We start from the raw sequence: 15,084 nt of genomic DNA on the forward strand, positions 1-15,084 counted from the left end.
GCGGGATTTGCCGGGATCACGCGGGAAGGGGCGGGACGGCAGATTGTGTCGGCCAGCGAGTTAGGGACGGTTGGAGTGGATAGCCAAGTTTGGTGACCTCGTTGCAGCGATTCGAATTTCCTGCATGGCAGTGAAAAGTGTTTCAAACTCGGCTAGTTCCATTGGGTCGTAGCTATGATAGTTTCCGGCGTTTCGCACGAGAACGACGTATAAATCTCCGTCACGTTCTTGTTTGAGGCGGAGCGAAATTGTTACAGCTCCATCACCGATTGTGGTGTCAATTTTTTTGACTATACGACCTGTGAAAACTCGCCTTAAGCCGCGGAAAAAGTTCCACAACATTATTTCTCCTGCTAAGGCTGGTTGCCAAAACAGCATCACACTATCCTGAATGTCGCTTATCTTGCCAGATGGCTTTGGCTGCGAGGTGTCGAGTTACACCAACGGCCCGTATGAATGACCGATGCGCGCCCATTGGCGCCTGCCGATGGATGTGATGGTTTCCGGGTTTTCGGTGAGACTGCGCCAAGCCTCGCAGGCGGCACCGACGCCGCGCGCCGGGCAGATCGCCCCGAACAGCCAGGCATTGTCGTAGCGCTGGTCGGCCGGTTGGCGGGGCCGCGTTCCCCGCCGCGCCCACTGCCGGACGATGCCGTTCTTCTGGCCGATCCGGGCCTCATCCTGAAACCAGACCTCGATGCGGCGCCCCTTCGGCAGGTGCCCGACGTGAGCGTTCAGGGTGCGGGGGAAGTTTTTGTGAAGTCCTCCATGACCTCGGGGTCCTGCCCGGGATGCCGGGGGCGGGCGCTGATGTGCGAGAAGCCGATCTGCTTCAGGATCTTGCCGATGGTTCGCTCGTGGTATGCGACACCGAAGCGGTCCGCGACGACCTTCCTCAGGTCGAGGCGCCGCCACCGGACGACGCGGTGGACCCTGCGATCCGGGCCGGTCTCGACGATCTCGGCGAGTTCGGCCAGCTGCGCCTTCGACAGCCGGGGCGGGCGGCCCTTGGGGCGGATGTCGCGCAGCCCGTCGGGGCCGAGCGCGTTGAAGCGGTGAACCCAATCGCGCAGGGTCTGACGATCCATGCCGCCGATCCGAGCCGCCTCGGCGCGATCCATCCCATCACGGACCGCTGCCAGCGACAGCAGCCGCCGGCTCTGGTTGGCGTGTTTCGAAGCAGCGGCCAACCGCCGCAAATCCGAAGCCGAGTAGTCCGTCCGAAGCTTCACCGCACAGGCCATGGCGCGAATCCTCCCCGCACCATGGAATCAGCGATCGCACTCCACCCAAAGCCCCAGAGAGTCACCCTCAATGGCCGTTGGTATGAGCGCCGATTGCCGCCGGTTTCCCTCCAGGCTTCGCTGCAGCTCACGGCTGATGGGCGTGCTGAAGCTGCCGGTTTCAATCATCGCGCCCTTGACCAACAGCCATGCTCTGGTCGCGGTCCTTGTCGGCGCCGTGGCTTTTGTTGATTGGCGCAACCTCAATCTCCCGCTCGTCGCTCTGCGGGGTGGCGGCGGCGTTGGGGTCGCCGGGCGCGGTTTCCCAGGCCAGTCCGGGAATGGCGACGATGCGGCGGCCGCGGGCGTCCAGCCGGCACACGATCACCTGCCGCTCCTCCATATAGGCCAGGAGCCGCCGCGCCCGGCCGGGGGAACGGCTGCCATAGGCGCGGGCCACGTCCGCGTCGGAGGGGCAGGGGCGCTGGTCGAAGGCGGCGCGGGCCAGGGAAAGGAACACGCCCTGCATGTCCTCCGGCAGCGCGCCGGCCATGGCCAGAACCTCGCCCCAGGGGGAATCCTCCGCCTCCGCCTCGGACAGGTCGATGCCCGCATGGGCCACCGCCAGCCGGCGGCGGAATGCCGAGAGGCTGAGCGCCTCACCGCCGATCCGGCGGATTCGGCAGCGCACCAGAAAATCCTGGTAGAGCACGGAGATGGTGCGGAAGCCGGCGTCGCTCTCGCGCAGGATCTCGCGCAGCGCGGCGTCGATGGCGGCCTGGCGCTCCTCGGGCGAGAGGCTGGGCGGCGGCGGCACGGCGGGCGGCGGCGGGGCCGGCGGCACGCTGCGGGCAAGCTGGGCCAGCACATCCGCCGTGGGCGCCACCGCCGGCGGACGGCGCGGCACCAGCGGGCGCACCTCGTCGGCGCCGGGGGTGAAGATCAGGTCGTGGGCATCCTCGGCCGCGCCGGGCTGCGGCAGGGGCACCAGCTTGGGGCTGGTGGAGCGCGCCGATGTTTCCACCGGGCCGATGCGCACCGGCAGCGGGCGCCGCGCGAGGGCCGGGCCGAGGGCGACGAAATTGCCGCTCTCCAGGTCGCGGAACATCTCGGCCTGCCGCCGCTCCATGCCCAGGAGATCGGCGGCGCGCGCCATGTCGATGTCGAGGAAGGTGCGGCCCATGAGGAAGTTGGAGGCTTCCGCCGCCACGTTCTTGGCGAGCTTGGCCAGGCGCTGGGTGGCGATGACGCCGGCGAGGCCGCGCTTGCGGCCGCGGGACATGAGGTTGGTCATGGCCCCCAGCGACACCTTGCGGGCCTCGTCGGAAACCTCGCCGGCCATGGTGGGGGCGAACAACTGGGCCTCGTCCACCACCACCAGCAGCGGATACCAGACCTCCCGGTCGGCATCGAACAGGCCGCCCAGAAATGCGGCGGCGGCGCGCATCTGCTGCTCGGCGTCGAGCCCCTCCAGGTTGAGCACCACCGACACGCGATGCTGGCGTACCCGGGCGGCGATGCGCTGCAGGTCGGCCTCGCCGCGCTCGGCATCCACCACCACATGGCCGTAGCGATCGGCGAGGGTGACGAAATCCCCCTCCGGGTCGATCACCGCCTGCTGCACCCAGGGCGCGCTCTGCTCCAGCAGGCGCCGCAGCAGGTGCGACTTGCCGGAGCCGGAATTGCCCTGCACCAGCAGGCGGGTGGCCAGCAGTTCCTCCAGGTCCAGCACGGCCGTGCCGCCGCCTGCGCGGGTGCCGAGGTCGATGGACACCTTCATGGCGGCGGTCATCGGGCATTCCCCGTCATTGCGGCGAACGCCCGAGGCTGCGGGGGCGACAGGTCATGGGGCAAGGGATCATGGGCCTGTCATACCAATTCGCGGCGCAGGTTCAACCACGCCGAACCGCGCGCCCCGGTCCGCTCGTCCCTTGAACGCGATCCGATCACGTTGACTCAATTTGCGCGGTGAATCGCCCTCAAAATTTGAGAAAGAGAATGCGTTGTCCCATCAGCTTGCGATGCAAGCTGATGGGCGCGCGCTCTACCCCCGGCGTGCCGGGGCGGCGGCCGGCCGGTCCGGCCGGCGGGGCTGGTCCTCCATCAGCTCGAACCACATGGCGTTGAGCACGGCGAAGGCGGCGGCGAGCGGAAGCCCGAGCATCCAGGCGAAGTACCACATGGCAGGTCTCCCTCAGTAGGCGTGGCCGCCCTCGTTGCGGATCATCTCTTCATCCACCTTGCCCCACAGCACCTTGTAGACCCAGGAGGTGTAGGCAAGGATGAGCGGCAGGAAAATGGCCGTCACCACCAGCATGATGAACAGCGTGAGGTGGCTGGACGAGGCATCCCACACCGTCAGGCTCGATCGCGGGTCCAGCGAGGAGGGCAGGATGAAGGGGAAGAGGGACACCCCCACCGTGGCGATGATGCCGAAGACGGAGGCGGACGAGGCGAGGAAGGCCAGCGCCGCCGAGCGGACCCGCAGCCCCGCCAGCGCCCCCAGCGCGCCGAGGAAGCCCAGGGCCGGGGCGATCAGCATCCAGGGATAAGCGGCATAGTTGGCGAACCATGCGCCGTGCTCCACCGCCACGCTCTTCAGCAGCGGGTTCGACGGACCCACGGGGTCCACCACGCTGGTGATGCGAAAGCCGCTCACGAACAGGAACAGCGCCACCCCGCCGAGGGCGAACAGGGCGATGGAGGCCAGCGCCGCCACGCTGCCGATGGCCCGGGCCCGGGCGGCGATGGCGCCGTCGGTCTTCACCAGCAGCCAGGCGGCGCCGTGGGTGACCAGCATCGCCACCGACATGAGGCCGCACAGGAGGGCGAAGGGGTTGAGCAGGCCGAAGAAGGTGCCCTCGTAGAACACCCGCAGGTCGGCGTCGAAGCGGAACGGCACGCCCTGCAGCACGTTGCCCACCGCCACGCCGAAGATCAGCGACGGCACGAAGCCGCCGATGAACAGCGCCCAGTCCCAGGCGCTGCGCCACACGGCGCTGTCCCGCTTGGAGCGATACTTGAAGCCCACCGGCCGCAGGATGAGGGCGGCGAGGGTGGCGAACATGGCGAGGTAGAAGCCGGAGAAGGACACCGCATAGAGCGGCGGCCAGGCGGCGAAGATGGCGCCGCCGCCGAGGATCAGCCACACCTGGTTGCCTTCCCACACCGGGCCGATGGTGTTGATGACCACCCGGCGCTCGATGTCGGTGCGGCCCACGAACGGCAGCAGCGTCGCCACGCCCAGGTCGAACCCGTCCATGATGGCGAAGGCGATGAGGAGGACGCCCAGGAGCAGCCACCAGATGAGGCGCAGGACGTCGTAGGTGATGAGGTCGCTCAGGATCATGCGAGGTCACTCCGCGGGCGCGAGGCGGGGCGTGGTCAGCCCGGCTTCGGGTTCGGTGTCGGGGGCTGGGCCCTTGGAGATGGCGCGCAGCATCAGCCCCATCTCGATGAGGAACAGCACGGTGTAGATGAGAGCAAAGCCGGCGATGGTGCCGAGCACCGTTCCCGCGCCGAGATCGGAGACCGCCGCCGCCGTGGGCAGCACGCCCTCGATGATCCAGGGCTGGCGGCCGAACTCCGCCACGAACCAGCCGAGCTCCGCCGCGATCCACGGCAGGGGGATGGAGAGGACCGCGAGGCGCAGCAGCACCCGATAGCGATCCAGCATCCGCCGGGCCGACAGCACGAAGAAGGTGGCGGTCAGGGCGATGAAGTAGAAGCCGAGGCCCACCATGATGCGGAACGACCAGAACATGGGCAGCACCTGGGGCACCGTATCCCACGCCGCCTTTTCGATCTGGGCGGGGGAGGCCTTGCGGGGGTCGTCCACATAGCGCTTCAGCAGCAGCGCATAGCCCAGCATCCGGCCGTTCTCCTCGAACGCCTGGCGCACCGGTTCGGCCACCGGCGCGGTGCCGGCGGCGCGCATGGCCTGGAGCGCATCATAGGCAAGGATGCCCTGGGCGATGCGGGTCTTGGCATGGCCCACCAGCTCCTCGATGCCGGGGATGGGCGTGGTGAGCGAGCGGGTGCCGATGAGGCCCATGACCCAGGGGATGCGCACGGCGAAATGGGTCTCGCGCGCCTCCTGGTCGGGAATGCCGAACACGGTGAAGGCGGCGGGGGCGGGCTCGGTCTCCCACATGGCCTCGATGGCCGCGAGCTTCATCTTCTGGTGCTCGGTGTCGAGGTAGCCGCTTTCATCGCCCAGCACCACCACCGAGAGGGCGGAGGCGAGGCCGAAGGAGGCGGCCACGGTCATGGAGCGCCGGGCAAGGTCCAGGTGGCGGCCCTTCAGCATGTACCAGGCGGAGACGCCCAGCACGAACACCGAGGCGGTGACGTAGCCGGCGGACACCGTGTGCACGAACTTCGCCTGCGCCACGGGGTTGAACAGCACGTCGTAGAAGCTCGTCACCTCCATGCGCATGGTCTGCACGTTGAAGGCCGAGCCCACCGGGTTCTGCATCCAGCCGTTGGCGATCAGAATCCACAGGGCGGAGAGGTTGGAGCCCAGCGCCACGGCCCAGGTTGCGGCCAGGTGACCCACCTTGGACATTCTGTCCCAGCCGAAGAAGAACAGGCCGACGAAGGTGGCTTCCAGGAAGAAGGCCATGAGGCCTTCGATGGCGAGCGGCGCGCCGAAGATGTCGCCCACATAGTGGCTGTAATAGCTCCAGTTCATGCCGAACTGGAATTCCATCACGATGCCGGTGGCGACGCCGAGCACGAAGTTGATGCCGAACAGCGTGCCCCAGAACTTGGTCATCTGGCGCCAGATGATCCGCCCGGTCATGACGTAGACGGTTTCCATGATGGCGAGCAGCACGGAAAGGCCAAGGGTCAGCGGCACGAAGAGAAAGTGGTAGAGCGCCGTCATTGCGAACTGAAGGCGCGACAAGGCGACGATATCGAACTCCATGTCCTCTCCCCGCCGGCTGGCCGGCGTCCTCTGCGCGAGGCCGCCGCCGGAAGCCCGGGACGGCGGTCAGATGGGAATGCGGCGCCCCGGCGGGGCGGGCTGTGCGGTGGCGAAACGTGCTATGTCTCGTCCTTGGTGCGCCGGCTGCGGGGCCGGGCCAGGGCGACCACCTTGTCGCCCGCCTCCAGAAGCCGCGTGACCTTCGCCCCCATGGAAAGCAGGGTGGCGAGGCGGGCCGTTTCGAGGCCCTTCACGTCGTCATACCAATTGGTCAACTGCTCGATGAGCCCGTGCATTTCGGCGAGGCGGGCCTGGGCGTGGCGTTCCTGCTCGGTGGCCGGCTTCTGCATGAGAAGCTCGCGCAGCACCGAAAGGGTGGGGTCCACCTCCCGTTTCTTGCGCTCCTCCGCCAGGGTCCGCAGAATCTGCCAGATGTCGCCCGGCGTGGTGAAGAAGTCGCGGCGGTCGTCGGGCCGGTGCTTCAGGATCACCAGGTTCCAGGCCTGCAGTTCGCGCAGGCTGATGGAGACGTTGGAGCGGGAAATGCCCAGCGCCTCGACGATCTCGTCGGCGCACAGGGGCCGCTCGCAGACATAGAGCAGCGCATAGATCTGGCCGACGGTGCGGTTGATGCCCCAGCGGCTGCCCATCTCTCCGAAATGGAGCACGAAGGCCTGGACCATCGACGGGAGATTCATGCGCGTTTCCGTGTTATCGGTCATTTCAGAAAATTCAGAAAATTGAATATAGTCATTTCGCGTCGCACGCAAGGCGCGCCTTGCGCCAGCGCGGCAGCCATGCAGCGGGCGCAGGGGCGTCGGCCGCCGCCCGCCGCGGCGGCACATCCACGGCGCCCGTCGTTCCGCCAAGTGTCGCCCGCCTACACGCGCCGCCCATGGGGAAGAGCGCGAGTTAAACCGCGGCACGCGCTCCGGCAGGAAGGTCAAATGGCGCGCCGGCATGGATGAGCGCCCGGAAATAACATGCCATCACACCGAAGCTCAGGATTTCGCGCGCCAGGCGATCGCGTAAGCGTCACATCTGCGTCGCACCCGGCAGCTTAGAAGGGCCTGCTGGACCTTCCACCGCCGTCCGTAGGCCATTCGGGCGCGCGGCCGCAGGCTTCCATGCGTGACTGGGGGGTGATGATGAAGTCCATGATGCGCCTTGCCGGCGCCGCGGCCCTGTGCCTGCTGGCCGGCACCGTCCTTGCCGACGAACTCACGGTCTACACCGCGCTCGAGGCGGACCTCCTGCCCATCTACAAGAAGAGCTTCGAGGAGAAGAACCCGGGGACGACCATCCGCTGGGTGCGCGATTCCACCGGCATCATCACTGCCAAGCTGCTGGCTGAAAAAGACAACCCCCAGGCGGACGTGGTTCTCGGCACCGCCGCCACCTCGCTGCAGCTGCTCGACACGGAAGGGCTTCTGGCGCCCTACGCGCCGAAGGGCATCGAGAAGATCGACGTGCGCTTCCTCGACAATGAGAAGCCGCCGGCGTGGGTGGGCACCAATGCCTGGGCCGCCGCCCTGTGCGTGAACACCACCGAGATGAAGAAGCGCAACCTGCCCGTTCCGGCGAGCTGGGCCGACCTCACCAAGCCCGAATACAAGGGCCTCATCGTGATGCCGAACCCCGCCTCCTCGGGCACCGGCTTCCTCGACGTCTCCAGCTGGCTGCAGATGTTCGGCGAGGAGAAGGGCTGGGCCTTCATGAACGCCCTGCACCAGAACATCGCCACCTACACCCATTCGGGCTCCAAGCCCTGCACCCTTGCCGCCTCGGGCGAGTATCCCATCGGCATCTCGTTCGAGTTCCGCGCCGCCCGCCTCATCAACCAGGGTGCGCCGCTGGTGGCGGTGATCCCCGCCGAGGGCATCGGCTGGGACATGGAAGCCTCGGGCATCATCAAGGGCACGGGCAATGAGGCCGGCGCCAAGGCGCTGCTCGACTGGGCCGTTTCCGACGACGCCATGAAGATCTACGCCAAGTATTACGCGATCCTGGCCAACCCGGCCATGGAAGAGAAGATTCCGAATATTCCGGCCGATCTCAAGGACAAGCTCATCAAGAACGACTTCGCCTGGGCCGCCAGCCACCGCGCGGCGATCCTTGAGGAGTGGCAGCGCCGGTTCGACAGCAAGTCCGAAGCCAAGAAGTGATCCCGGCCGTCCGCCGGGATCTGTGATGGCTGGCTCCAGCCGGGTCGCGGGGGCGACCCGGCTGCTGCGGGCTGGCGACGCGCGCCACGCCGGGAGGCGCGGCGGTGCCGGAATGGCGCGTGCCGCGGCCGCGGCTGCCCCCCGGGGATGATGTTCGGGCCAGAGACGTTCCGTCGACAGGCTGAGGAGCCGAGCCATGAGCCAGCACACGACCGAGCTTCCGGGCGTCGCGCCCGCGGAGGCGGTGCAGGCCGCGCAGAGCGCGCGGGCGCAGCGCCCGCCCTATCTCGTGGTGAGCAACGTCACCAAGAATTTCAAGGACTTCACCGCGCTCAAGGGAGTGTCCCTGGAGGTGCGTGAGGGGGAGTTCGTCTGCTTCCTCGGCCCGTCGGGCTGCGGCAAGACCACCCTCTTGCGGGCCATTGCCGGCCTCGACATCCAGACCACCGGCACCATCCACCAGGGCGGACGGGACATTTCCGCCCTGCCACCGGAGGCGCGCGACTTCGGCATCGTGTTCCAGTCCTACGCCCTCTTCCCCAACCTCACGGTGCGCCAGAACATCGCCTTCGGCCTTGAAAACCGCGGCATGAAGCGGGCGGACGTGAAGGCGCGGGTGGAAGAACTGCTGACCCTGGTGGACCTGCCCACCCACGGCCACAAATATCCCTCCCAGATCTCGGGCGGCCAGCAGCAGCGCGTGGCCCTCGCCCGCGCCCTCGCCCCGAGCCCGGGGCTGATCCTGCTCGACGAGCCCTTGAGCGCGCTCGACGCGAAGGTGCGCATCCATCTGCGCCAGGAGCTGAAGCAGTTGCAGGAGCGCCTGGGCGTCACCACGGTGATGGTGACCCACGACCAGGAGGAGGCGCTCTCCATCGCCGACCGCATCGTCGTCATGAATGTGGGCGTGGTGGAGCAGGTGGGCACGCCCCAGGAGATCTACGACAATCCGGCGAGCCAGTTCGTGGCCGACTTCATCGGCGCCATGAACTTCTTCGAAGGCGTGGTGGAAAATGCCGAGGACGTGCGCGTCGGCGCCGTCGCCCTCGGCCTGCGCCGGCCGGGGCTCGTCAATGCCAGCCCCATCGTGGTGGCCATCCGCCCCGAGGACGTGCACGTCATCGGCGCCGATCCGCAGGCCGACTGGCACCAGGCGAACCGCATCTCGGCGGAGGTGCAGCACGTGGAATTCCTCGGCTCCCACATCCGCATGACCCTCCACAATCCCGCCTTCTCCGAGCGGCCCATCGTGGCCCAGCTGTCGCAGATGGTGGCCCGGGCGCTGCATGTGGTGCCGGGCAAGCGGCTTGAGGTGAGCCTGCCGCCGGAGCGGCTGCGGGTGTTCCCCCATCTGAAGCTCAAGGCCGTGGCCGGCAGCGCGAGCGGGGCCGCCCATGGCTGATGCCACCGTCGGCGCCCTCGCGGCGCCCGTCATTCGCCCCAAATCGGGCCGCGACGACCGGCTGATGCTCGCCTTCGTGGTGATGATCGGCCTTTATCTCGTGGTCAGCCTGGCGCTGCCCATCCTGTTCATGATCATGAAGTCCACCGAGGTGCGGGCCTTCGCCTACCAGGCGGTGGCCATCGAGGTGGATACGGGGCAGGGGATGAAGCCGCTCGGCACCCTGGCCGAGGCGGCGGGCCGGCTGGGGCTTGATGCGCCGGTGGGCCAGGCCCGCCGCTCCGCCTCGCTCACCGGGGCTCAATTGTTCCCCGGCCGCCAGTTCGAGGGCGCTCAGGTCAAGTCCATCCGGGTCCGCTTCTCCGGCGGCGCCGGCAACGGCACATTGGAGTTCGCCGGCGCCCCGGTGGCCGCCGGCCAGTGGGTGGATGTGGGCGGGCAGGACCTGCGCCGGCTGGTGCTGCGCGCCGGCAGCGAGCGTTCGCTGGACAATTACCTCGCCTATTTCAGCAATCCGGCCCTCACCAATTCCATCACCAACAGCTTCGTGGTGTCGCTCGTCACCACGGCCATCACCGTGCTGCTGGCGTTCGGCTTCGCTTATGCGCTGCACCGCACCTGCATGCCGCTGAAGGGGGTTTTTCGCACCCTGGCGGTGGTGCCCATCCTGGTGCCCTCGCTGCTGGCGGGCCTCTCGCTGGTCTATCTGTTCGGCAACCAGGGCCTGCTGAAGGGGCTCATGTTCGGCGCCAGCATCTATGGCGCGCCGGGCATCGTGGCGGGCTGCGTGTTCTTCACCTTCCCCCACGCCTTCCTCATCATCGCCACGGCCCTGTCCATCTCGGACGCGCGGCTGTTCGAGGCGGCGCGGGTGCTGCGCACCTCGCCCACCCGCACCTTCTTCAACGTTACGCTCCCCGGCGCGCGCTACGGCATCATCTCGGCGGCCTTCGTGGTGTTCACCCTCACCATCACCGAATTCGGCGTGCCGAAGGTGGTGGGCGGCGACTTCAACGTGCTCGCGGTGGACATCTACAAGCAGGTGGTGGGGCAGCAGAATTTCGCCATGGGCGCGGTGGTGTCGGTGATCCTGCTGATCCCGGCCGTGCTCGCCTTCGTGGTGGACCGCATGGTCACCGCGCGGCAGGTGGCGCTGCTCACCGCCCGGGCGGTGCCCTATGTGCCGCAGGTCAACCGGGGGCTCGATGCCCTCGCCTTCCTCTTCTGCTGCGTCGTCGCCGGGCTGCTGCTGGTCATCCTCGGGGTGGCGCAATATGCCTCCCTGGTGAAGTTCTGGCCCTACAACCTCTCTCTCACCTTCACCCATTTCGCCTTCGAGGGCGTGGACGGCGGCGGCTGGGGCTCCTATTTCAACTCCCTGCGCCTGTCCTTCTACACCGCGGTCATCGGCACGGGGGTGGTGTTCGTGGGCGCCTATCTGGTGGAGAAGGGGCGGGGCTTTGCAGCGGCGCGCGGCATGCTGCATTTTCTCGCCATGATGCCTATGGCCATTCCCGGCTTGGTGCTGGGCCTCGCCTACATCTTCTTCTTCAACGACCGGGCCAACCCGCTCAACGTCGTCTACGGCACCATGGCGATCCTGGTGATCTCCACCGTCACCCATTTCTACACGGTGTCGCACCTGACGGCGCTGACCGCGCTGAAGGCCATGGACCGGGAGTTCGAGGCGGTGGCCGCCTCCCTCAAGCAGCCGGTGACGCGCATGTTCACCCGCGTGACCATGCCGGTGTGCCTGCCCACCGGGCTCGACATCGCCGCTTATTACTTCGTGAATGCCATGACCACGGTCTCGGCCGTGGTGTTCCTCTATGCGCCGACGACCACCCTCGCCGCCGTCGCCGCCCTGAACATGGACGATGCCGGGCAGATCCAGTCCGCCGCGGCCATGTGCATGCTCATCTTCTACACCAACCTCGCCGCACGGGGTGTCCACGCCGTGCTGTCCCGCATCCTTGCTCGCACGCAGGCCTGGCGCATCCGATGACCTCCCGTTTCGATCTGGTGGTGGTGGGGGCCGGCATCGTCGGCCTCGCCCATGCGCTCATCGCGGTGCGCCGCGGCCTCTCCGTGGCGGTGGTGGACCGCGAGGCCGAGGCGGTCGGCGCGTCGGTGCGCAATTTCGGCTTCGTCACCGTCACCGGCCAGCAGGCCGGGGCGTGCTGGCGCCGCGCCCGCCGCTCCCAAGAGATCTGGCTGGAGGTGGCGCCCGCGGCCGGCATCCGCGTGGAGCACGAGGGCCTGCTCGTGGTCGCCCAGCGGCCCGAGGCCATGGCCGTGCTGGAGGCCTTCCGCTCCACCCCCATGGGGGAGGACTGCGCCCTGCTCACCGCCGAGGAGACGCGGCGCAGCTACGGCGCCATCCTCAGCGGCCAGCCCATCATGGGGGCGCTCCACAGCCCCCACGAGCGCCGGGTGGAAAGCCGCGAGGCGGTGCCCCGGCTGGCCCGCTGGCTGGAGGCGGCCAAGGGCGTGGTGTTCCACCGCCGCTGCCTGGTGAAGGCGGTGGAGCCGGGCCGGGTCGTCACCACCGGCGGCGACCTTCTGGCCGATCGGGTGGTGGTGTGCCCCGGCGACGACCTGCTCACCTTGTATCCGGAGCGCATCGCCGCCCTCGGCATCACCCGCTGCCGCCTGCAGATGCTGAAGGTGATGCCCGGCGAGGACAGCTTCCGCCTGCCCGCCGCCATCATGTCCGACCTCTCCCTGGTGCGCTACCTCGGCTACAGCGAGCTGCCCGAGGCGCAGGCTTTGAACCGCCGGCTGGAGGCCGAGCAGCCCGAGGCCCTGGCCAACGGCATCCACCTCATCGCCGTGCAGGGCGCCGACGGCGGGCTGGTGGTGGGCGACAGCCACCACAACGCCTTCAGCCCCTCGCCCTTCTCCCCCGAGGCGGTGGACGAGCTGATGCTCGCCGAGCTCCACGCCGTGCTGCGCCTGCCCGGCGCCCGGGTGGTGGAGCGCTGGGTGGGCACCTATGCCACCTTGCCCGACGCCCTCATGGTGCGCGAAGCCCCGGCGCCGGAGATCCGCCTCGTCATCGTCACCAGCGGCACGGGGGCGAGCACCGCCTTCGCCATTGCCGAGGAAACCCTCACCGAACTCTTTGGAGAGCCGGCATGACCTACGCCCACCTGCGCGCAGTCGTTTTCGACTGGGCCGGCACCATGGTCGATCACGGCAGCAAGGCGCCCATGGGCGTGTTCCAGCGCGCCTTCGCCACCTTCGGCGTGGACCTCACCATCGCCGAGGCCCGCGGCCCCATGGGCATGGCCAAGCGCGACCACATCGCCGCCGTCATGGCGCTGCCGCGCATCGCCGCCCAGTGGCAGGAGGCCCACGGCGCCGCCCCCGGGGAAGCGGACATTGACCGCGTCTACGAGGTGTTCGTCCCCATGAACATCGAGGTGGCGGGGGCCCATGCCGACCTCATCGCCGGTGCCGGGGAAACCGCGGCGCGGCTGCGGGCGCGGGGGCTGAAGATCGGCTCCACCACCGGCTATACCCGCGAGATCATGGCGCCGGTGCTCGCCCGCGCGGCGGAGCAGGGCTATGCCCCCGACAATCTGGTGTGCGCCGGCGACCTGCCCGCCGGGCGGCCCACGCCGCTGATGCTCTACAAGACCTTCCTGGACCTCGGCGTTTGGCCGGCCTGGCAGGTGGTGAAGGTGGACGACACCGAGGTCGGGGTGGCCGAGGGGCTGAATGCCGGCTGCTGGAGCATTGGCGTGGCGCTCACCGGCAATGTCTTCGGCCTGGATGCGGACGAGACTGACGCCCTCCCGGCCGACGAATTCGAGGCCCGGCGCAATGCGGCCTACGGCAAGCTCGCCCGGGCTGGCGCCCATTTCGTCATCGACAGCGTGGCCGACCTCGAGGAGGTGCTGGACGAGATCGAAGGCGCCCTGGTGCGGGGAGAACGGCCTTGAGCGCAGGTCAGCCCATGGCCGTCGCGGGTGGCGGCGGGGCGAGCGAGGGCGATGTCAATACCTCGCCCGAGCGCGCCCGCTGGATCGCCGGCCTCGATTCCGGCACCCGCGCCTTGCTGGACGCGGATGCGGACGTGTTCCTGCACCAGTCCCTGTCCACCCCCTGCCTTGATGCGGTGACCGGGGCGGAGGGTGCCTTCCTCATCACCCAGAGCGGGCGGCGCATCTTCGATTTCCACGGCAACAGCGTGCACCAGCTGGGCCATGGCCACCCCGCCGTGGTGGCTGCGCTGAAGGCGCAGCTGGACCGCCTGCCGTTCTGCCCGCGCCGCTTCACCTGCGAGGAGGCGGTGGCCTTCGCCCGCCGGCTGGGCGATCTGGCCCAAGATCCCCTCGGCAAGGTGCTGCTGGTGCCCTCCGGCGCGGCGGCCATCGGCGTCGCACTGAAGCTGGCGCGCTACGCCACCGGTCGCCACAAGACCATCTCCATGTGGGACGCCTTCCACGGCGCCAATCTCGATGCCGTGTCGGTGGGCGGGGAAGCGCTGTTCCGCAAGGATGTGGGCCCGCTCCTTCCGGGCACGGAGCATGTGCCCCCGCCCGGCCTCGCCCGCCGCTTCTTCGGCGATGACGACAAGGCCACCGACCGCCTCGCCGATTACATCGACTATGTGATGGAGGTGCAGGGCGACGTCGCCGCCGTGGTGGCCGAGCCGGTGCGCTGGACCACGGTGGAGCCGCCGCCCCCCGGCTTCTGGGCCAAGGTGAAGGCCAGCTGCGAGCGGCACGGCGCCCTGCTGGTGTTCGACGAGATCCCCTCGGCGCTGGCCCGCTGCGGCAGCTTCTATGTGCATGAGCAGATGGGCTGCGTGCCGGACATGGTGGCGCTGGGCAAGGGCCTGGGCGGGGGCATCGTGCCCCAGGCGGCGCTGGTGGTGCGGCGCGACCTGGACATCGCCCCCCATGTGGCCCTCGGCCACTATACCCACGAGAAAAGCCCCCTCGGCAGCGCCGCCGGGCTCGCGGTCATCGCCGTCATCGAGCGCGAGGGGCTCAATGCCCGGGCGCTGGAGCTGGGCCGGGTGGGGCGGGCGCGGCTGGACGCGCTGGCGGCGGCGCGGCCGGAGATCGCCGCCGTGCGGCACATCGGCGCCTTCTTCGGGGTGGAATTGCGCGACCATGGCGGCCAGCCGGCGGCGGTGCGGGCCGACCGGGTGCTCTATGCGGCCCTCGCCCGCGGCCTCAGCTTCAAGGTGGGGGGCGGGCGGGTGCTCACCCTGTGCCCGCCCCTGACCATCACCGACGCCCAGTTCTCCGACGCCCTCGACATATTGGAGGCGGCGCTGGCGGCGGCGGATGAGGGACGTCCCGGCCCCGCCTGACGGCGCTGGGCCGATGGCCCTGTCCCACCGGCCCC

General features: G+C 68.7%; 11 protein-coding genes and 1 pseudogene. 6 read left to right on the forward strand and 6 right to left on the reverse strand.

From position 1 onward, the window contains the following. Positions 1-540: 540 nt before the first annotated feature. From ACI7BZ_RS06415 to ACI7BZ_RS06440, 6 genes and pseudogenes are all read right to left on the reverse strand, one after another. Positions 541-1,244: pseudogene (locus tag ACI7BZ_RS06415) on the reverse strand (IS630 family transposase); the annotation flags it as partial. A gap of 160 nt (positions 1,245-1,404) precedes the next feature. Beyond that, positions 1,405-3,003: an ATP-binding protein gene (locus tag ACI7BZ_RS06420; RefSeq protein ID WP_414119102.1), complete on the reverse strand. Its 1,599-nt coding sequence runs from the start codon at positions 3,001-3,003 to the stop codon at positions 1,405-1,407. A 264-nt stretch (positions 3,004-3,267) separates the two neighbouring features. After that, on the reverse strand, positions 3,268-3,405 hold the full coding sequence (gene cydX / locus ACI7BZ_RS06425; RefSeq protein WP_414116354.1) for a cytochrome bd-I oxidase subunit CydX: 138 nt from the start codon (positions 3,403-3,405) through the stop codon (positions 3,268-3,270). Positions 3,406-3,417: 12 nt separating this feature from the next. After that, a complete protein-coding gene (cydB, locus tag ACI7BZ_RS06430) occupies positions 3,418-4,572 on the reverse strand; it encodes a cytochrome d ubiquinol oxidase subunit II (protein WP_414116355.1) in 1,155 nt (384 codons plus the stop codon). A 6-nt stretch (positions 4,573-4,578) separates the two neighbouring features. After that, on the reverse strand, positions 4,579-6,153 hold the full coding sequence (locus tag ACI7BZ_RS06435) for a cytochrome ubiquinol oxidase subunit I (protein WP_414116356.1): 1,575 nt from the start codon (positions 6,151-6,153) through the stop codon (positions 4,579-4,581). A 119-nt stretch (positions 6,154-6,272) separates the two neighbouring features. Further along, positions 6,273-6,851 carry a GbsR/MarR family transcriptional regulator gene (locus tag ACI7BZ_RS06440; protein WP_414116357.1) on the reverse strand — a complete coding sequence of 193 codons (579 nt, stop codon included), beginning with the start codon at positions 6,849-6,851 and terminating at the stop codon, positions 6,273-6,275. A gap of 447 nt (positions 6,852-7,298) precedes the next feature. Between ACI7BZ_RS06440 and ACI7BZ_RS06445 the strand changes: the two genes are divergently transcribed. The 6 genes from ACI7BZ_RS06445 (at position 7,299) to pbfA (ending at position 15,049) form a co-directional block, all read left to right on the forward strand. Then, positions 7,299-8,318, forward strand: coding sequence for a putative 2-aminoethylphosphonate ABC transporter substrate-binding protein (locus ACI7BZ_RS06445; protein WP_414119103.1), 1,020 nt, complete (start codon positions 7,299-7,301; stop codon positions 8,316-8,318). Between the two features lie 196 nt (positions 8,319-8,514). Continuing rightward, entirely contained in the window at positions 8,515-9,720 is a 1,206-nt protein-coding gene (locus ACI7BZ_RS06450) for a putative 2-aminoethylphosphonate ABC transporter ATP-binding protein (RefSeq protein ID WP_414116358.1), read from the forward strand. Next, positions 9,713-11,725 carry a putative 2-aminoethylphosphonate ABC transporter permease subunit gene (locus tag ACI7BZ_RS06455; protein ID WP_414116359.1) on the forward strand — a complete coding sequence of 671 codons (2,013 nt, stop codon included), beginning with the start codon at positions 9,713-9,715 and terminating at the stop codon, positions 11,723-11,725. The genes ACI7BZ_RS06450 and ACI7BZ_RS06455 overlap by 8 nt, the downstream gene beginning before the upstream one ends. Further along, on the forward strand, positions 11,722-12,861 hold the full coding sequence (locus ACI7BZ_RS06460) for a TIGR03364 family FAD-dependent oxidoreductase (protein ID WP_414116360.1): 1,140 nt from the start codon (positions 11,722-11,724) through the stop codon (positions 12,859-12,861). The genes ACI7BZ_RS06455 and ACI7BZ_RS06460 overlap by 4 nt, the downstream gene beginning before the upstream one ends. Next, on the forward strand, positions 12,858-13,667 hold the full coding sequence (phnX, locus tag ACI7BZ_RS06465) for a phosphonoacetaldehyde hydrolase (protein ID WP_414116361.1): 810 nt from the start codon (positions 12,858-12,860) through the stop codon (positions 13,665-13,667). Before ACI7BZ_RS06460 ends, phnX begins: the two co-directional genes overlap by 4 nt. Continuing rightward, positions 13,664-15,049, forward strand: coding sequence for a (R)-1-hydroxy-2-aminoethylphosphonate ammonia-lyase (gene pbfA / locus ACI7BZ_RS06470; RefSeq protein ID WP_414116362.1), 1,386 nt, complete (start codon positions 13,664-13,666; stop codon positions 15,047-15,049). Before phnX ends, pbfA begins: the two co-directional genes overlap by 4 nt. Positions 15,050-15,084: the final 35 nt, after the last annotated feature.

The organism is Xanthobacter sp. AM11 (assembly GCF_047444035.1).
GTDB lineage: Bacteria > Pseudomonadota > Alphaproteobacteria > Rhizobiales > Xanthobacteraceae > Xanthobacter.